This is a genomic window from Allotabrizicola aquatica (SeqCode) (genome assembly GCF_965194375.1).
Classification (GTDB): domain Bacteria; phylum Pseudomonadota; class Alphaproteobacteria; order Rhodobacterales; family Rhodobacteraceae; genus Tabrizicola_A; species Tabrizicola_A aquatica.
This window is the reverse complement of the sequence record NZ_CBDAEL010000010.1, coordinates 1-15406: the sequence shown is the minus strand read 5'-3', so window position 1 is coordinate 15406 and position 15406 is coordinate 1. Positions and strand designations below refer to the sequence as shown.

The window sequence follows — 15406 nt, the reverse complement described above, 5'->3', positions numbered from 1 at the left end:
GCCCCTAAGCCAGAGATGCCCAGAAGCCGCCCGCTTCCGCAACCCCCTTAGAACGGCATGGGATGGGCGCGGTGGGCGGCGTCAATCTCGGCCAGCACCTTGGGCGAGAGCGTGACATCTGCTGCGCCAATCGCGACGTCCAATTGTGCAAGATTGGTCGCGCCGATGATCGGGATGCAGGGGAAGGGCCGGCTGCGGCAAAAGGCAATCGCCATCTGCGCCGGGTCCAGCCCATGCGCGGCGGCGATGCCCAGATAGGCGGCCACAGCGGGAAACACCTGCGGCGTGATGCGCCCACCAAGGCCGGGGTTCAGACTGCGGCGGCTGCCGGTCGGGGTGACGTCGCCTGCATATTTGCCCGTCAAAAGCCCGGTCGCCAGAGGGGAAAACGCCAACAGCGGCAGGTTTTCCATATGGGCAAGCTCGGCCCAATCGCTGTCAAACTGGCGGCACAAAAGCGAGTATTCGTTCTGCGCCGTCATCATGCGCGGCAATCCGTGCTTTTCCGCCAGATGCAGCCATTTCGCCGTGCCCCAGACCGTTTCATTCGACAAAGCCAGATGGCGGATCTTGCCCTCGGCCACGAGCTTTGCGGTCTCTTCCAAGATCTCAACCATATGCGCCTCGGTCTCGGCCGCCGTGGCCCCCCGCGGATCAAAGGTCCAGATATCGCGGAAGTGATAGACATCGCGGTTCGGCCAATGCAGCTGATAAACGTCGATGTAATCGGTCTGCAACCGGCCGAGCGATGCCTCGCACGCCGCACGCATCACAGCCGGGGTCAGGGGCGCCCCGCCCCGCACCTCAGGATGGCCCGCACCCGTGACCTTGGTGGCCAGCACCACGCGGTCGCGCCTGCCTTTGGCAAACCATGTGCCAATGATCTCTTCGGTCCGGCCCACCGTTTCAGCCTTGACCGGGTTCACCGGATACATTTCCGCCGCATCCCAGAAATTCACCCCCCGCTCAAGCGCGTGGTCCATCTGGGCATGGCCTTCGGCCTCGGTGTTCTGGCTGCCCCATGTCATGGTGCCAAGGCAGATTTCCGAGACGCTGATGCGAGTCCGGCCAAGGGGAATGTGTTTCATGGGCAAGGCTCCTTTTCGCCGACCCTAGCCGAAGGGCGCGCGGCGACAAGAGCAAAGGGATGCGCTTCCCCCCGACCGCGCCTTGCGCTAAAGCGGGCGCGACAAGACAAGAGGGCGCCATGGCACGGATTCTTATCACCTCGGCTATTCCTTATATCAACGGCATCAAGCATCTGGGCAACCTTGTGGGCAGCCAGTTGCCTGCCGACCTGTTCGCGCGGTTCAACCGGGCCATCGGCAATGAGGTGATGTTCATCTGTGCGACCGATGAGCACGGCACCCCGGCCGAACTGGCGGCGGCCAAGGCGGGCAAGCCGGTGGCCGAATACTGCGCCGAAATGCACGGCGTTCAGGCCGAGATTGCCAAGGGCTTCCGCCTGTCCTTCGACCATTTCGGCCGATCCTCCTCGCAGCGCAATCACAAGCTGACCCAGCATTTTGCCGGCAAGCTGGCCGAAAACGGTCTGATCCGCGAAGTCTCCGAAAAGATGATCTATTCCATAGACGACGGCCGCTTCCTGCCCGACCGCTATATCGAAGGCACCTGCCCGAACTGCGGGTTTGAAAGCGCGCGTGGCGACCAATGCGACAACTGCACCAAGCAGCTGGATCCGACCGACCTTATCAACCCACGCTCCACCATTTCCGGCTCCACCAATCTGGAAGAGCGGGAAACCAAGCACCTTTACCTCATGCAGCGCGCGCTGAAGGACAAGCTGGAGGCTTGGATCGACAGCAAGACCGACTGGCCGATCCTGACCACCTCGATCGCCAAGAAATGGCTGAACGATGGCGACGGGCTGCAAGACCGCGGCATCACCCGCGATCTGCATTGGGGCATCCCGGTGATGCGCGGCGATCAGCCTTGGCCGGGGATGGAAGGCAAGGTGTTCTACGTCTGGTTCGATGCCCCCATCGAATACATCGCCTGCACCGCCGAATGGGCCGATGCGAACGGTCTGGATGATGCGGCATGGCAGCGCTGGTGGCGCACCGACAAAGGTGCTGCGGATGTGACCTATTACCAGTTCATGGGCAAAGACAACGTGCCCTTCCACACCCTGTCTTTCCCGGCGACCATTCTTGGGTCGGGCGAGACGTGGAAGCTGGTCGACTACCTCAAGTCGTTCAATTACCTGAATTATGACGGCGGCCAGTTCTCCACCTCGCGCGGGCGCGGCGTGTTCATGGATCAGGCGCTGTCGATCCTGCCGTCGGATTACTGGCGCTGGTGGCTGTTGTCCCATGCCCCGGAATCCTCGGATGCCGAATTCACATGGGAAAACTTCCAAGCCTCGGTGAACAAGGATCTGGCCGATGTCTTGGGCAATTTCGTCAGCCGCGTGACCAAGTTTGCTGTGTCGAAACTGGGCGACACCGTGCCCGAGGCAGGGGCCTTCGGCCAGATGGAAACCGCGCTGATTGCCGATCTGGGCGTGCGGATTGCCGATTACACCCGCGCGATGGAGGGGATGGAGGTCCGCAAGGCCGCCGCCGAACTGCGCGCGATTTGGGTGATCGGCAACGAATACCTGCAGGCCGCCGCCCCGTGGTCGGTGGTCAAAACCGACCCTGAACAGGCCCAAGCGCAAATCCGCCTCGCGCTGAACCTGATCCGGATCTATGCAGTCCTGTCCTCGCCCTTTATCCCCGATGCGGCCCAAACCATGATGACGGCCATGGGGTCGGATGACTGGACATGGCCTTCGGACGTGCACGCCGCCGTACGCACCCTGCCGGCAGGCCACGCCTTTGCGGTGCCCGAAAACCTGTTCCGCAAGATCACCGACGAAGAGCGCGCCGACTGGCAGGCGCGGTTTGCCGGGATTAGAACCTGATGCGCCACGCGCCACCCTCTGCTATGGTGACCACCGACGAGGTGCAGATGACCGATCAGCAGAGATATGTCGCCAAAGGATCGGCCCATGTGACGCTGTCGGGCAAGCCCGAGAGCATCGACGTGGCCTTTGTGCTGTTGCCCAAGTTCACGATGCTGGCGTTTTCCTCGGCGATTGAACCCTTGCGCATGGCGAACCAGTTGACCCAGCAAGTGCTGTTTCGCTGGTCGGTGCTCTCCGATGACGGCGGGCCGGTCGCCTGCTCAAATGGCGTGCCGGTGATGGTGGATGGGCCATGGAATGCGGCAAAACCTGAAGGCATCATCTTGGTGGTCTCGGGGGTGGAACCCGAAGGCAAGGCGTCGGTCGCCTTGGGCGACTGGCTGCGCGGGCTCTGGCGGCGCGGGCGGATGGTGGGGGGCCTGTGCACCGGCGCCTATGCGCTGGCCCAAGCGGGCATCCTCAAGGGCCGCCGCTTTACCATGCATTGGGACAACACCACGGCTTTCTCCGAAAACTTTCCCGATCTGGAACCCTCGCGCCAAGTGTTTTCCATCGACGACCGGGTGATGACCTGCGCGGGCGGGGTGGCGGCGGCGGACCTGATGCTCAAACTGATCTCCGACCGCTTCGGCGCAGAACTCGGGCAAGAGGTCATGAACATGTGCCTCCTGACCCAGCGCCGGGACGAGGCCGACAGCCAGACCGCGAGCCTTGCGACCCGGCTGGGCACGCGCCACGACAAGCTTCTGCAAGCCGCCGCCTATCTTGAGGCGCGCATCGAAGAAGAGTTGGATCTTGACGGCTGCGCCGCCCACCTCAACCTGTCGCGCCGTCAGATCGAGCGGCTCTTCAACCGTTATCTGGGCCTCACCCCGGTGCGCTACATGAACGACCTCCGACTGGCCCGCGGCCGCGCGCTTTTGGCCGAGACCGACATGAAGGTGACCGATGTGGCCGTGGCCTGCGGCTATGCCTCCACCTCACATTTCTCGAAATCCTTCCGCAAGAAATACGGCGTCAGCCCCTATCGGTTTTCGCATTTCGGCGGCTGAGGCGATCTGACCCCAGGCGCCGGGGGTTTTCCACCCCCGGACCCCCGGAGGATATTTGTCACCGCATTGAAGGCAGCGGCACTATGGCCTTCAATGCGGCCAAAATATCCTCGGGGGTGAGCCGCGCATGCGGCGAGGGGGCAGACAGCCCCCTTCTTCTTGCGGCGCTGCGGGCTTTGGCCTAGGACGGGCGCAGGTTGCAGGAGAGGCCGATGCCCAGCTTTCTGAACACAAAGGACGCCGATTTCGAGGCCCGCTTTACCACCCTTCTGGGACAAAAGCGCGAGGACAGCCCTGACGTTGACGATGCGGTAGCAGCCATCATCGCCGATGTGCGCGCGCGCGGCGATGCGGCCGTGCTGGAGCTGACCGCACGCTTTGACAAGCTGGTGCTGACCTCCGAGACCATGGCCTTTACCAAAGCCGAGATTGAGGCCGAGATTGCCAAGGTCGCACCTGAAGATCGCGCTGCCCTGGAACTCGCGGCCGACCGGATCCGCGCCTATCACGCGCGCCAGATGCCCGAGGATGCACTCTGGCAGGATGCCACCGGGTCCACCCTTGGCTGGCGCTGGACGCCGGTTTCAGCGGCGGGGCTTTATGTGCCGGGGGGGCTCGCCTCGTACCCCTCGTCGGTTTTGATGAATGCCATTCCGGCCAAAGTCGCAGGGGTCAAGAGGTTGGTGGTGACCTGCCCGACGCCCGGGGGTGTGGTGAACCCGCTGGTGCTGTTGGCCGCTGAGATTGCTGGGGTGGATACCGTCTACCGCATTGGCGGCGCGCAGGCGGTGGCGGCCTTGGCCTATGGCACCCAAACGATCCAGCCCGTCGACAAGATCACCGGGCCGGGCAATGCCTATGTGGCGGCGGCCAAGCGGCGCGTCTTTGGCCGCGTTGGCATCGACATGATCGCGGGGCCGTCGGAGATATTGGTCATTGCGGACAGAGACAATGATCCGGATTGGATCGCGCTGGATCTGCTTTCGCAAGCCGAGCACGACGAAAGTGCGCAGTCGATCCTGATAACGCCTGATGCGGGTTTTGCTGCGCGCGTGGTTGCAGCGGTCGAGAAACGCCTTGAGACGCTGGAGCGCCGCGCCATTGCGGGGGCCTCTTGGCGCGATTTTGGCGCTGTGATCCTGTGCCGTGATCTGGCCGAGGCGGCGGTCCTGTCGAACCGGGTGGCGCCTGAACATCTGGAGCTTTGTGTGGCCGATCCCGACGCCCTTGCGGCCGAAATCACCCATGCCGGGGCAATCTTCCTCGGCGCTTGGACGCCTGAGGCGATTGGCGACTATGTCGGCGGGCCGAACCATGTGCTGCCCACCGCCCGCTCGGCGCGGTTTTCCTCGGGCTTGTCGGTTCTGGATTTCGTCAAGCGCACCACGCTGGCCAAAATGACGCCCGAGGCTTTGGCCGCCATTGGTCCTTCTGCCGAACGGCTTGCCCGCAGCGAAAGCCTAGAGGCGCATGGGCTTAGCGTAACGGCGCGGCTGGCCAAGCTGAACAAGCCGATCTGACAGATAAAGACGCAGCCCCTTAGGGCTGCGTTTCGAAAAGGGAAAACAAACTGGCTTGCAGAGTGTTCTGCTACCAGGCCGAAGTTGACCCCTATTTGTCTTTCTTGCCACCACCGTTTCCGCCGGCATTGCCGCCTTGGCCACCACTATTGCCGCCGGCTTGACCGCCGTCAGACCCGCCGGGGCCGTTTTCGTTTCCACCGCTTCCACCTGGGGACGTGTCGCCGTTGATCCCGTTGTTGTTGGTGTTTCCGCCGCCAGTGTTTCCGCCGCCTTGGCCACCACCATTGCCGCCGGCTTGACCGCCGTCAGACCCGCCGGGGCCGTTCTCGTTTCCACCGCTTCCACCTGGGGAGGTGTCGCTGTTGGTCCCGTTGTTGTTGGTGTTTCCGCCACCAGTGTCACCACCGGTATCGCCACCCGTATCACCGCCAGTATCACCACCGGTATCGCCGCCCGTGTCACCACCGGTATCACCGCCCGTGTCGCCACCGGTATCACCACCTGTATCGCCGCCAGTGTCACCACCGGTATCGCCGCCCGTGTCACCACCGGTATCACCGCCCGTGTCGCCACCGGTATCACCACCCGTGTCACCACCTGTATCGCCGCACGCGCCGCAACCGGTATCGCCGCCCGTGTCACCACCGGTATCGCCCCCAGTGTCACCACCGGTATCGCCGCCAGTGTCACCGCCGGTTTCGCCACCAGTGTCACCGCCGGTTTCGCCACCAGTATCGCCGCCAGTGTCACCGCCGGTATCGCCACCAGTGTCGCCACCCGTGTCACCGCCGGTATCGCCGCCAGTATCACCACCGGTATCGCCACCCGTGTCACCACCTGTATCGCCACCAGCGTCACCGCCGGTATCGCCGCCCGTGTCTCCACCAGTATCACCGCCAGTGTCACCACCGGTAGCGCCGCCCGTGTCACTGCCGGTATCGCCGCCCGTGTCACCGCCACTGTCACCGCCAGTGTCACCACCGGTATCGCCGCCAGTGTCACCGCCGGTATCGCCGCCCGTGTCACCGCCGCTACCACCACCCGTGTCACCGCCGGTACTACCGGTGGATGCAGTCACAATCGACGCACCGCAGATGGACGCGGCCAATGTCGTGAGTTGATTGCGTGTTGCTGTGGCAGTTGCTTTCTGTGACAGGGCCAATATGCCGGTCTGAGCAACACTGCATTGGCGGCCGCTTGTCCCGGCCAGGAGGGTCGCCTCCGCAAGGTCAGCTGCAACGGTGGAAAGAACGCGATCACGCTGCCCACCCGCTGGCACGACGCTGGCAAATGCCTCAATGTTGGCCTCACAGGCCTGATCGCTAGATTTGCAAGCCTCGATCAGTTGATCTGCTGCGCCCAAGGACCAGCTTGGGCCAACTGACGCACCAAGAATCGCTAAAGTCATGGCCGTAACATGTGATGAAAAACGTGGAAGCATTCCCCCACTCCTTTGAAATTAATTGTTTTGAAAATGGAAACGAATAGGAAAACGGCACAAAGCGACACAATTTCGCTGCAATATTCTCTATAATTGCACTTTTATGTCTTTTTTTCGACTCCTTATTTTGCCTTACGCGCGCCTTCATCAAGAAGTATATTTCTGCACCTTAAGTATATAATAAATATAGGTTTTCAGGACTAATTCGCGGCTGCTAAGCATTTTTGCCAATGTCTAGACACACAATTTCCCCGCGCTTGCCATGGCGGCAACTTGGCCAAGCCGCAGTTTCATGAGAATCATCCCCCGTGTTGGAGCCGTTTGGGCACCACTACAACCCGGAGGGCAAATGACGAATACGTCCACAATCCGAAGGTTTATCCCGATGCGGACCTATGTCGTGGCTGTCGCCTTGGCGATTACGCTGCCTGCTCCGGTCATGGCCACGCAAAGCGGCACAGCAGCGCCCGTAGGCTTCCAAATCATGTGCCTTCGCACCCCAAAAGAATGCCAAGGCGGTGGCGCGGACCGGATCCATCTGGATACCGCGACACTGACGCATCTCGACCGGGTCAATCGGGCCGTCAACAAGGCGATAAGGCCGCGTACCGATGGACAACTGGACCGTTGGACTGTTGGAAAAACAGTCGGGGATTGCGAAGATTACGTGCTGGCCAAGCGCGCGCGGTTGGTCTCAGACGGCTTTCCACCCAGCGCCATGCGCATCGCGTATGTGAAGACAAGCGAAGGTGAAGGTCACGCCATTCTGATCGTGAAAACCGATCAAGGTGACTATGTTTTAGACAATCTTGCCAGGTCGCTGCTTTCCTTGCGGAAAAGTGGTTATCGGGTCTTGTCGATGTCGGGTGCCGATCCTCTGGCCTGGAACTGACATTCGGCCTCTCACAGCCAACCTGCAACGGTACAAGGTTGTGCTTGACGGGGCACGCGTGGACAGATCATTTGCGCCAGGGGCGACGGCTGCGGCACAGCCATTGAAACACGGTAAGCGATGAATAAGATCTGTCACATCGAGATTGACGAGCGCGGGCTTGCCCGCCCGACGCCAGAAATCGAACAGGAACGCAAGGTTGCGATCTTCGATTTGCTCGAAGAGAACGCCTTTGGCCTGCCTCTGCGCGAAGGGCGCGAGATTCCGGCTGGTCCCTATCGTCTGGGCCTCGCGATCCGCGAGGGTCGCTTGGTGTTTTCCATCTCGACCGAGAATGAAACCCCCGTGGGGGAGTTTCATCTGTCGCTTGGCCCCTTCCGGCAGGTGGTGAAGGATTACTTCCAGATCTGCGAAAGCTATTTTGATGCGGTGAAACGCCTGCCGCCAAGCCAGATTGAGGCGATCGATATGGCGCGGCGCGGCATTCACAACGAAGGCGCTCGCGTCTTGCAGGAACGGCTGGAGGGCAAGGCCGTGGTCGATACCGCCACATCGCGGCGGTTGTTCACCTTGATCTGTGTTTTGCATTGGGGATGAGCGTGGGCGAATTTCCTCAGGCTGTGTTGTTCTGCTGCGATCACAACGCCGTGCGCTCCCCCATGGCCGAGGCCTTGATGAAAAAGTTCTACGGTCAGCGCGCCTATGTGCAGTCGGCGGGCGTCAAGAACGACATGGAGATTGACGGATTTTCAGTGGCCGTGTGCGCCGAGATGGGGATCGAACTGTCGCGCCATCGCAGCCGCAGCTTTGAAGAAATGCAAGAGTTGGGCGACGATCTGGGCCAGTATGATCTGATCATCGCCCTGTCAGCCCGGTCCAAGACGCAGGCGCTGGACCTGACAAAGCATTACCATCTGACCGTAGAATACTGGCCAATCATCGACCCGACATCGCTGGGCGGTGACACGCGTGAGGCCAAGATGGCCGCCTATCGGCAGGTGCGCGACCAGATCCGGGACAAGCTGATTGAACGCTTTGGCCCGCCGACGGCCTGAGGCCATCCACCAAGCAACATGTCGCAAATGCGCGCCAAGGACGGCCTTTCCGACTTGGCCCCAGCCCGACAGCATGGCACATATTTGCCAAACCGGAGGAGCCCCATGACCCGCGCCACAGCCGAAGCCACCATCGCTGCCTATTACGCCGCCTTCAACGCCGGCAACACCGCAGGCATGATCGACACGCTGCATGATGAGTTTGTGCACCATGTGAACGAAGGTGCCACACGCATGGGCAAAGCCGCCTTTGCCGAGTTTTGCGCCCATATGTCCGAAACCTACCGCGAAGAGCTGAAGGAAATGGTCATCATGGCCAATGCCGAAGGCACACGCGGCGCGGCCGAGTTTGTGGTGCATGGCCAGTATCTGAAAACCGACCCCGGCCTGCCCGAGGCACGCGGCCAGCGCTATGTCCTGCCTGCAGGTGGGTTTTTCACCCTGAAAGACGGGAAAATCACCCGCGTGAGCACCTATTACAACATGAATGACTGGATCCGTCAGGTCTCGCATGGTTGAGGTCCGCGCCCTGACCGGGGCCGAGCTTGAGGCGCATCTTGATGATGTGGCCCGCCTGCGCATCGCGGTCTTTCGCGACTGGCCCTATCTCTACGACGGCACACTCGACTATGAGCGCGCCTATCTGACCACTTACCGCGACAACCCCGGGGCGCTCTTGGTCGGGGCCTTTGATGCCGGGCTTCTGGTCGGGGCCTCGACCTCAACCTTCATGGAAGACCATGCCGAGGGCTTTGCCGCCCCCCTGCGCCAGATGGGCCGGCCGGCGGGATCGATCCTCTATGGCGCGGAATCGGTTTTGTTACCCGCCTATCGTGGGCAGGGCTTGGGGCACAGGTTCTTTGACCTGCGCGAGGCCCATGCCCGCGCCCACGGCCGCAGCCATGTTGCCTTTTGCTCGGTGGTGCGGCCCGACACGCATCCGCTTTGTCCCGAAACCTACCGCACCAATGATGCCTTCTGGACAGGGCGCGGCTATGCGAAACTGCCGGGCGTGCTGGCCGAATTTGCCTGGAAGGATGTGGGGGACGCGGGCGAGAGCGTGAAGCAGTTGCAGTTCTGGATGCGGGGGGTGTGATTGTGAAACTTGCCGCCGCCGCCTATCCGCTGACATGGTTCAACCATTTCGACGATTTCGCCGCCCATCTTGGCGCTTGGGTGAATGATGCGGCCGCCCAAGGCGCAGACCTGCTGACCTTTCCCGAATACGGCGCGATGGAACTGGCCAGTCTGGGCGGACGCAGCGTGTCCGAAGACCTTGAGGCCGCCTTGCATGAGGTGGCGCGCTGGAAGCCTGCGGTGGATGCGGTTCACGTCGAACTGGCCGCGCGCCACGGGGTCTATATCCTTGGTGCCTCTGGCCCGGTCTTTACGGGGCCACGTCCGGTGAACCGCGCCACGCTTTATGGGACTTCCAGCATCATCGGCCATCAGGACAAGCAGATCATGACCCGGTTTGAACGCGAGACTTGGGATGTGGTCGCGGGCACCGGCCTTGCGCCCTTTGACACCGACCTTGGCCGCATCGGTGTGGTGATCTGCTATGACAGCGAATTCCCGCTTCTTGCGCGCAATCTGGTCGAGGCGGGGGCGGAAATCCTTTTGGCGCCGTCTTGCACCGACAGCCTTGCCGGGTTCACCCGCGTACGGGTGGGGTCGATGGCTCGGGCGTTGGAAAATCAATGCGTTGTGGTCCATTCGCCCACGGTGGGCCTGTGCGATTTCTGCCCGGCGGTGGACGAAAACGTGGGTGCCGCCAGCATCTATGGCCCGCCAGACCGCGGCTTTCCACCCACCGGAATCTTGGCCGAAACCGCGCTGAATGCACCGGGCTGGGCCATCGCCGAGGTCAGCCTCGACGCCATCCGCGAGGTGCGCCGCGATGGGGGCGTTTTGAACCACGCCCATTGGCCAGAACAACACGACCGTATCCGTCTGCGTTGACCAATCCACCGAATGCGCGTTTTTCCCTTGAAAACCGCCAAATTCCGGCGCATATGCCGCCCCATGCCTGCCGCCGGAACCCCGGAGCGGGCCAACCCCCATTGGAGTGACCATGGCCAAGGAAGACATTCTCGAATTTCCCGGCGTTGTGAAGGAACTCCTGCCCAATGCGACATTCCGGGTCGAGCTTGACAACGGCCATGAGTTGATCGCGGTGATGGCAGGCAAGATGCGCAAGAACCGCATCCGCGTTCTGGCAGGCGACAAGGTGCAGGTGGAAATGACCCCCTACGACCTGTCGAAAGGCCGCATCAACTATCGCTTCAAGTAACGTGAGCGCAGTCCGAAAAGTGGGAACCGGTTTTCGGACCCAACTGCGCGGAAAATCCTAATGCGCTTTATCCTCGGATCAGGCAGCCCGCGCCGAAAAGAACTTCTGGCGCAGCTTGGCATCACGCCTGACGCGATCCTTCCCCCCGATATCGACGAAGACCCCAAGCGGGCCGAACTGCCGCGGCCCTATTGCGCGCGACTGGCGCGGGAAAAGGCGATGGCGGTTAAGGCGGGCGACGATGACCTCGTGCTCTGCGCCGATACCACGGTGGCGCTTGGCCGCCGCATCCTCGGCAAACCCCGCGATGCGGGCGAGGCGGCCGAATTTCTGACCGCACTCGGCGGGCGGCGCCATCAGGTGATCACCGCGATTGCCGTGAAACGTGGGGCGCGCCTCTGGACGCGCGAAAGCGTCTCGGCGGTGAAAATGAAGCGGCTCTCGGATGATGAGCTGAACGCTTACCTCATGGGCGGCGACTGGCAGGGCAAGGCGGGTGGTTATGCCATCCAAGGGGCAGCTGGCGCCTTTATTCCGTGGATTTCCGGCTCGTTCACCGGCATCGTCGGCCTGCCTTTGGCCGAAACCGCCGCCCTTTTGCAAGCCGCGGGCTATCCCGTGTGGAGACAAGCATGACATCTGGCCGCGTGGTCCTGTTGGACAGCCTGAAGGGCCGCGACGCCGCCGCCCTCTTGGTGGATGGGCATCTGGAAGAGCTGGCGATTGACCCCGAAGGTGACAGCATCCTGCCCGGCGCGATCTATCGCGCGGTGGCGGATCGCCCGATGAAGGGTCAGGGTGGCATCTTCGTGAAACTGCCGAACGGCGGGTCAGGTTTCCTGCGACAGATTTCTGGCATCAGCCCCGGCCAGCGCCTTTTGGTGCAGGTCTCGGCCCCGACCGAACCCGGCAAAGCCACCCCGGTCAGCACGCGGCTCTTGTTCAAATCGCGCTTTGCCATCGTCACCCCTGACGCCCCCGGCCTGAACGTCAGCCGCGCGATCCGCGAGGAAGACACCCGCGCCGCACTGAACGATCTTGCGACGCAAGCCATGGCCGGGGCAGACCCCCGCCTTGGCCTCATCATCCGCTCGGCCGCGCTGGAGGGGGATGAGGACGAGATTGCCGCCGACATCACCGCGATGCGCGATCTGGCGACGGCCGTTCTGGCTGATCTTGACGGGCCGCCCGAACTCTTGCTCGACGGCCCCGGCGCGCATGAAACCGCGTGGCGCGATTGGGCCAGCCCCGCGCCCGATATGGTCGAAGACCGCACCGGCGGGTTTGAGGCGCATGGTGTCTTGGAGCAGATCGACGCCCTCATCAGCCCACGTGTGGCGCTGACGGGTGGCGGGCATATGATGATTGAACCCACCCGCGCGCTGGTGGCGGTCGATGTCAACACCGGCCCTGACACCTCGCCCGCAGCGGCGCTCAAGGCCAATATCGCCGCCGCCCGCGACCTGCCGCGCCAATTGCGGCTGCGGGGATTGGGCGGGCAAGTGGTGGTGGATTTTGCCCCACAACCCAAGAAAGACCGCGCCATTCTGGAACAGGTGATCCGCGCCGCCTTCAAAGGCGACGGCCCCGATGTAACGCTGGCAGGCTGGACGACGCTTGGCCTTTACGAGTTTACCCGCCGCCGCGACCGGCTGGCCCTGGCCGAGCTTATGGCATGAGCTGCCCGATCTGCGCCCGCGACAGCGACCCGAAATACCGCCCCTTCTGCTCGCGCCGCTGCGCCGATGTCGATCTGGCCCATTGGCTGCGCGGCGACTACGCCATTCCCGCCGAGGCGATCGACGACGAAAACCCCGCCGATCTGACCGATCCCCCTGCCCGCCCGCAATAAGCGGAAAAGCCGCGGAAATCTGCCAAAACCCTCTGGACAGCGAAAGCCCGCTGCACTATCACCCGCCCACCAACCAAGGTCATGCCTTGCACAGTGCCCAGATAGCTCAGTTGGTAGAGCAGCGGATTGAAAATCCGCGTGTCGCTGGTTCGATTCCGGCTCTGGGCACCACTTTTACTCTGTAAAATCAAACGCTTACGCACAGCACACTTCGGAATTCGTGCGTTGCACAGTCATAGCACAGTTCTGCAAGCGTTCGTGCGTCAGTTAAGTAACTCTGCCGACTCGTTTGCTATGTTGAACATAGTGAATGGGTTTGGTGTGTTGGACACAGTGAACTGGTTTGATGGTGTAACACAGCGTTTGCTGTGCTTACGGGCTCTACGGGAGCTCTTGAGCGCATTCTGCGCCTTCTGCATCCCCCAAGTGTGCCGGAACTGCTGGATCGTGCTGTAGGGACCGCTCAGTGCGTCAGTGACTTTGGTAAAACAGTGTTCGCGTCTGCGGACGGGATAAAGCAAGTGCAGCACAGTGCTCTGAACTCAGTGATTTGGATTGCCGTCGCATCAAAGTGTCTGGAACGCAATCCAAAGATAGGTTGATTTGACACAATGTTTGCTACCGCTGGAGCGCAATATGCGCTCGCAACACACCACTTGCGATGCGGAGATACTTTCCGCAAGGTAGTGCAAGTCTAGCACTTCACTTCTAGAGGCGAGGCAGGGGCAATGAACAGAACTTACTTGTGGTGGCTTTTTGGCGCGGTGATCTTCGTCTTCACGTTGTGGCTTCTGTCTATGCTCTTGCTCTTTAATGCTGAACTCTTTCTGAATTCTGAGATTCAGTTTCTACATGTTACTTCGGCAATAGGTGATTCATTTGGAACCCTCAATAGTCTGTTCACAGGACTTGCGCTTGCGGCTATCGTGGTTGCAATTTTTATGCAGGCGAAGCAGTTGGATGAACAAGTGAAGGCTAATGAGCTATATAAGCAAGAGGTTTCAGCCACCCTAGACAATCTTGAAAGGGAGAACTCTTGGAAAATTGTTGAAAGTAAGATGAATCTCATACCTTTGCTTTGCGACACCTACACTCGTCAACTCACTTCTCTAGCAGTAAAGCTGCAAACGAGAAGCCTAGAAGGCATGAAAACTGAACAACTCCACAAGGCGGATGAATCTATTGAGAAAATCTGTGAAGCGATTGATCGACATGATGTGATTATGCGGCAGCAGCGCGAAAGCCTTCATGAACGAATTTTGGAGATAAAAGAAGATCAGAAGGAACTGTCGGCTAGACTTGAAGAAGTCAAGAATTTCGACGGTCACGCGAGCGAATTGCAAGGGACCTATAGCGAACTTTTCCTAAAACTAGTTGAGGAAAGTAACTCGCTCAAGTCTGAGCTTGCAAGACATGATGCAGATGAAGAAGTAGTCTTGGCGATTCGACACGTAATTTCGAACATTAGAAAACTTAACCAAGAGTATAACTTAGCCTTCCAAAAAGCCTATGAGATGACGAGGTAGATCGTTGAGCTAGATTTTGAGAGCAAAAAGACGCCCAATGGGCATAACGCTATAGCGGGCACCCTCAGGTTATATCAGTCAGAAATTAGATTTCTGACGATCGACTATGCAAATCTGCGAAATGTTGATCGATGGCATTCAGCAGCGGGTCTATATCGCAGCTTACAATAAGAGGTTGCCTCTTCCAATTGTCGAGGCTGAGCTCGTGGGAAATAATTGAAAATGTTGTTTTAATCAGAAAGACTAAGTCTGCCTCTTTAACGCTAAAGCTGATTGGTGGGTAATGCAAAAACGTATTTCTATGTTCGTGGAGGATATAAAGCGCACGTAGAGACAGGTTATTTTCAGACTGGAACCCCTCCTTTGTGGGTACTCTATACCCCAACCTCCGCATCAAAACGGGAAACGTCGCAACATGCTGCTTCGACGCAAGCTTTGCGAAGTCGTCCGCATTGTGAAAGGTATCTTTCTTGTCTTGATAAAACTGCTGTATTTGACGCTCGATTTCGTCTGTCATCGCGCCAAAGCCATCAGTTCTCGTAAGCTTGCAGACAGCAAGACTTTGAAGACTGGCATGGGACGAAAGCAGCACCCATTTCCATAATGCAGAGTTAGTCTTTACTACACCGAGCAGGGCTTCAGTTGCTTTTATGTTGTTCAAAAGTGAGCTACTCCCCGAAAATCGGACAGTGACGGAAGCTACGATCTGACGTCTGCTGGTCTCCAAGAACGAGGAGATCAGAACATGAAGAAACGCAGGAACCATGACGCGGCGTTCAAGGCGCGTGTTGCGTTAGAGGCGCTGAAAGGCGAGCGCACAGTGTCGGAGCTGGCAGCCGAATA

The 15406-nt window shown here is 60.1% G+C and carries 17 protein-coding genes and 1 tRNA gene; 16 read left to right on the top strand and 2 right to left on the bottom strand.

The genetic code is table 11. From position 1 onward, the window contains the following. Positions 1–47: 47 nt before the first annotated feature. On the bottom strand, positions 48–1088 hold the full coding sequence (locus AC72UB_RS11750) for an aldo/keto reductase (RefSeq protein WP_505189951.1): 1041 nt from the start codon (positions 1086–1088) through the stop codon (positions 48–50). A 119-nt stretch (positions 1089–1207) separates the two neighbouring features. Here AC72UB_RS11750 and metG point away from each other — a divergent pair, with 119 nt between their 5' ends. The 16 genes from metG (at position 1208) to AC72UB_RS11670 (ending at position 14563) form a co-directional block, all read left to right on the top strand. After that, entirely contained in the window at positions 1208–2926 is a 1719-nt protein-coding gene (gene metG, locus AC72UB_RS11745; RefSeq protein WP_505189950.1) for a methionine--tRNA ligase, read from the top strand. Next, positions 2926–3981 carry a GlxA family transcriptional regulator gene (locus AC72UB_RS11740; RefSeq protein WP_505189949.1) on the top strand — a complete coding sequence of 352 codons (1056 nt, stop codon included), beginning with the start codon at positions 2926–2928 and terminating at the stop codon, positions 3979–3981. The genes metG and AC72UB_RS11740 overlap by 1 nt, the downstream gene beginning before the upstream one ends. A 212-nt stretch (positions 3982–4193) precedes the next feature. Next, on the top strand, positions 4194–5501 hold the full coding sequence (hisD, locus tag AC72UB_RS11735) for a histidinol dehydrogenase (protein WP_505189948.1): 1308 nt from the start codon (positions 4194–4196) through the stop codon (positions 5499–5501). A gap of 298 nt (positions 5502–5799) precedes the next feature. Further along, entirely contained in the window at positions 5800–6657 is an 858-nt protein-coding gene (locus AC72UB_RS11730) for a hypothetical protein (protein WP_505189947.1), read from the top strand. Between the two features lie 673 nt (positions 6658–7330). Next, entirely contained in the window at positions 7331–7837 is a 507-nt protein-coding gene (locus tag AC72UB_RS11725; RefSeq protein WP_505189946.1) for a transglutaminase-like cysteine peptidase, read from the top strand. Between the two features lie 120 nt (positions 7838–7957). After that, a complete protein-coding gene (locus AC72UB_RS11720; RefSeq protein WP_463291219.1) occupies positions 7958–8434 on the top strand; it encodes a UPF0262 family protein in 477 nt (158 codons plus the stop codon). Beyond that, positions 8431–8892 (top strand): arsenate-mycothiol transferase ArsC, encoded by a 462-nt coding sequence (locus tag AC72UB_RS11715; protein WP_463291218.1) that lies wholly within the window; start codon positions 8431–8433, stop codon positions 8890–8892. Before AC72UB_RS11720 ends, AC72UB_RS11715 begins: the two co-directional genes overlap by 4 nt. Before the next feature lie 105 nt (positions 8893–8997). Then, a complete protein-coding gene (locus AC72UB_RS11710) occupies positions 8998–9411 on the top strand; it encodes a ketosteroid isomerase-related protein (RefSeq protein WP_505189945.1) in 414 nt (137 codons plus the stop codon). Continuing rightward, positions 9404–9988, top strand: a complete 585-nt coding sequence (locus AC72UB_RS11705; RefSeq protein ID WP_505189944.1) for a GNAT family N-acetyltransferase — start codon at positions 9404–9406, stop codon at positions 9986–9988. The genes AC72UB_RS11710 and AC72UB_RS11705 overlap by 8 nt, the downstream gene beginning before the upstream one ends. Positions 9989–9990: 2 nt before the next feature. Further along, positions 9991–10854 carry a carbon-nitrogen hydrolase family protein gene (locus AC72UB_RS11700; protein ID WP_505189943.1) on the top strand — a complete coding sequence of 288 codons (864 nt, stop codon included), beginning with the start codon at positions 9991–9993 and terminating at the stop codon, positions 10852–10854. A gap of 112 nt (positions 10855–10966) precedes the next feature. Beyond that, positions 10967–11185, top strand: coding sequence for a translation initiation factor IF-1 (gene infA / locus AC72UB_RS11695; RefSeq protein WP_108434436.1), 219 nt, complete (start codon positions 10967–10969; stop codon positions 11183–11185). Between the two features lie 60 nt (positions 11186–11245). After that, positions 11246–11821, top strand: a complete 576-nt coding sequence (locus tag AC72UB_RS11690) for a Maf family protein (protein ID WP_505189942.1) — start codon at positions 11246–11248, stop codon at positions 11819–11821. After that, entirely contained in the window at positions 11818–12864 is a 1047-nt protein-coding gene (locus AC72UB_RS11685) for a ribonuclease E/G (RefSeq protein WP_505189941.1), read from the top strand. Before AC72UB_RS11690 ends, AC72UB_RS11685 begins: the two co-directional genes overlap by 4 nt. Next, positions 12861–13037 (top strand): DNA gyrase inhibitor YacG, encoded by a 177-nt coding sequence (locus AC72UB_RS11680; RefSeq protein WP_463291212.1) that lies wholly within the window; start codon positions 12861–12863, stop codon positions 13035–13037. The genes AC72UB_RS11685 and AC72UB_RS11680 overlap by 4 nt, the downstream gene beginning before the upstream one ends. A 95-nt stretch (positions 13038–13132) precedes the next feature. Beyond that, positions 13133–13208: transfer RNA gene (locus AC72UB_RS11675), tRNA-Phe, on the top strand. Between the two features lie 557 nt (positions 13209–13765). After that, positions 13766–14563, top strand: a complete 798-nt coding sequence (locus AC72UB_RS11670; protein WP_505189940.1) for a hypothetical protein — start codon at positions 13766–13768, stop codon at positions 14561–14563. A gap of 85 nt (positions 14564–14648) precedes the next feature. On the opposite strand, the gene AC72UB_RS11665 is transcribed toward AC72UB_RS11670, so the two are convergent. Continuing rightward, complete coding sequence (locus AC72UB_RS11665; protein ID WP_505189939.1) at positions 14649–15224, bottom strand: hypothetical protein; 576 nt, start codon at positions 15222–15224, stop codon at positions 14649–14651. Between the last annotated feature and the right edge of the window lie 182 nt (positions 15225–15406).

Coding starts and splice junctions, on each gene's coding strand:
- AC72UB_RS11720 (WP_463291219.1), top strand. CDS start 7,958: ATGAATAAGATCTGTCACATCGAGATTGACGAGCGCGGGCTTGCCCGC.
- AC72UB_RS11750 (WP_505189951.1), bottom strand. CDS start 1,088: ATGAAACACATTCCCCTTGGCCGGACTCGCATCAGCGTCTCGGAAATC.
- AC72UB_RS11690 (WP_505189942.1), top strand. CDS start 11,246: ATGCGCTTTATCCTCGGATCAGGCAGCCCGCGCCGAAAAGAACTTCTG.
- AC72UB_RS11685 (WP_505189941.1), top strand. CDS start 11,818: ATGACATCTGGCCGCGTGGTCCTGTTGGACAGCCTGAAGGGCCGCGAC.
- AC72UB_RS11670 (WP_505189940.1), top strand. CDS start 13,766: ATGAACAGAACTTACTTGTGGTGGCTTTTTGGCGCGGTGATCTTCGTC.
- AC72UB_RS11705 (WP_505189944.1), top strand. CDS start 9,404: ATGGTTGAGGTCCGCGCCCTGACCGGGGCCGAGCTTGAGGCGCATCTT.
- AC72UB_RS11740 (WP_505189949.1), top strand. CDS start 2,926: ATGCGCCACGCGCCACCCTCTGCTATGGTGACCACCGACGAGGTGCAG.
- AC72UB_RS11710 (WP_505189945.1), top strand. CDS start 8,998: ATGACCCGCGCCACAGCCGAAGCCACCATCGCTGCCTATTACGCCGCC.
- AC72UB_RS11715 (WP_463291218.1), top strand. CDS start 8,431: ATGAGCGTGGGCGAATTTCCTCAGGCTGTGTTGTTCTGCTGCGATCAC.
- metG (WP_505189950.1), top strand. CDS start 1,208: ATGGCACGGATTCTTATCACCTCGGCTATTCCTTATATCAACGGCATC.
- AC72UB_RS11680 (WP_463291212.1), top strand. CDS start 12,861: ATGAGCTGCCCGATCTGCGCCCGCGACAGCGACCCGAAATACCGCCCC.
- AC72UB_RS11725 (WP_505189946.1), top strand. CDS start 7,331: ATGCGGACCTATGTCGTGGCTGTCGCCTTGGCGATTACGCTGCCTGCT.
- infA (WP_108434436.1), top strand. CDS start 10,967: ATGGCCAAGGAAGACATTCTCGAATTTCCCGGCGTTGTGAAGGAACTC.
- hisD (WP_505189948.1), top strand. CDS start 4,194: ATGCCCAGCTTTCTGAACACAAAGGACGCCGATTTCGAGGCCCGCTTT.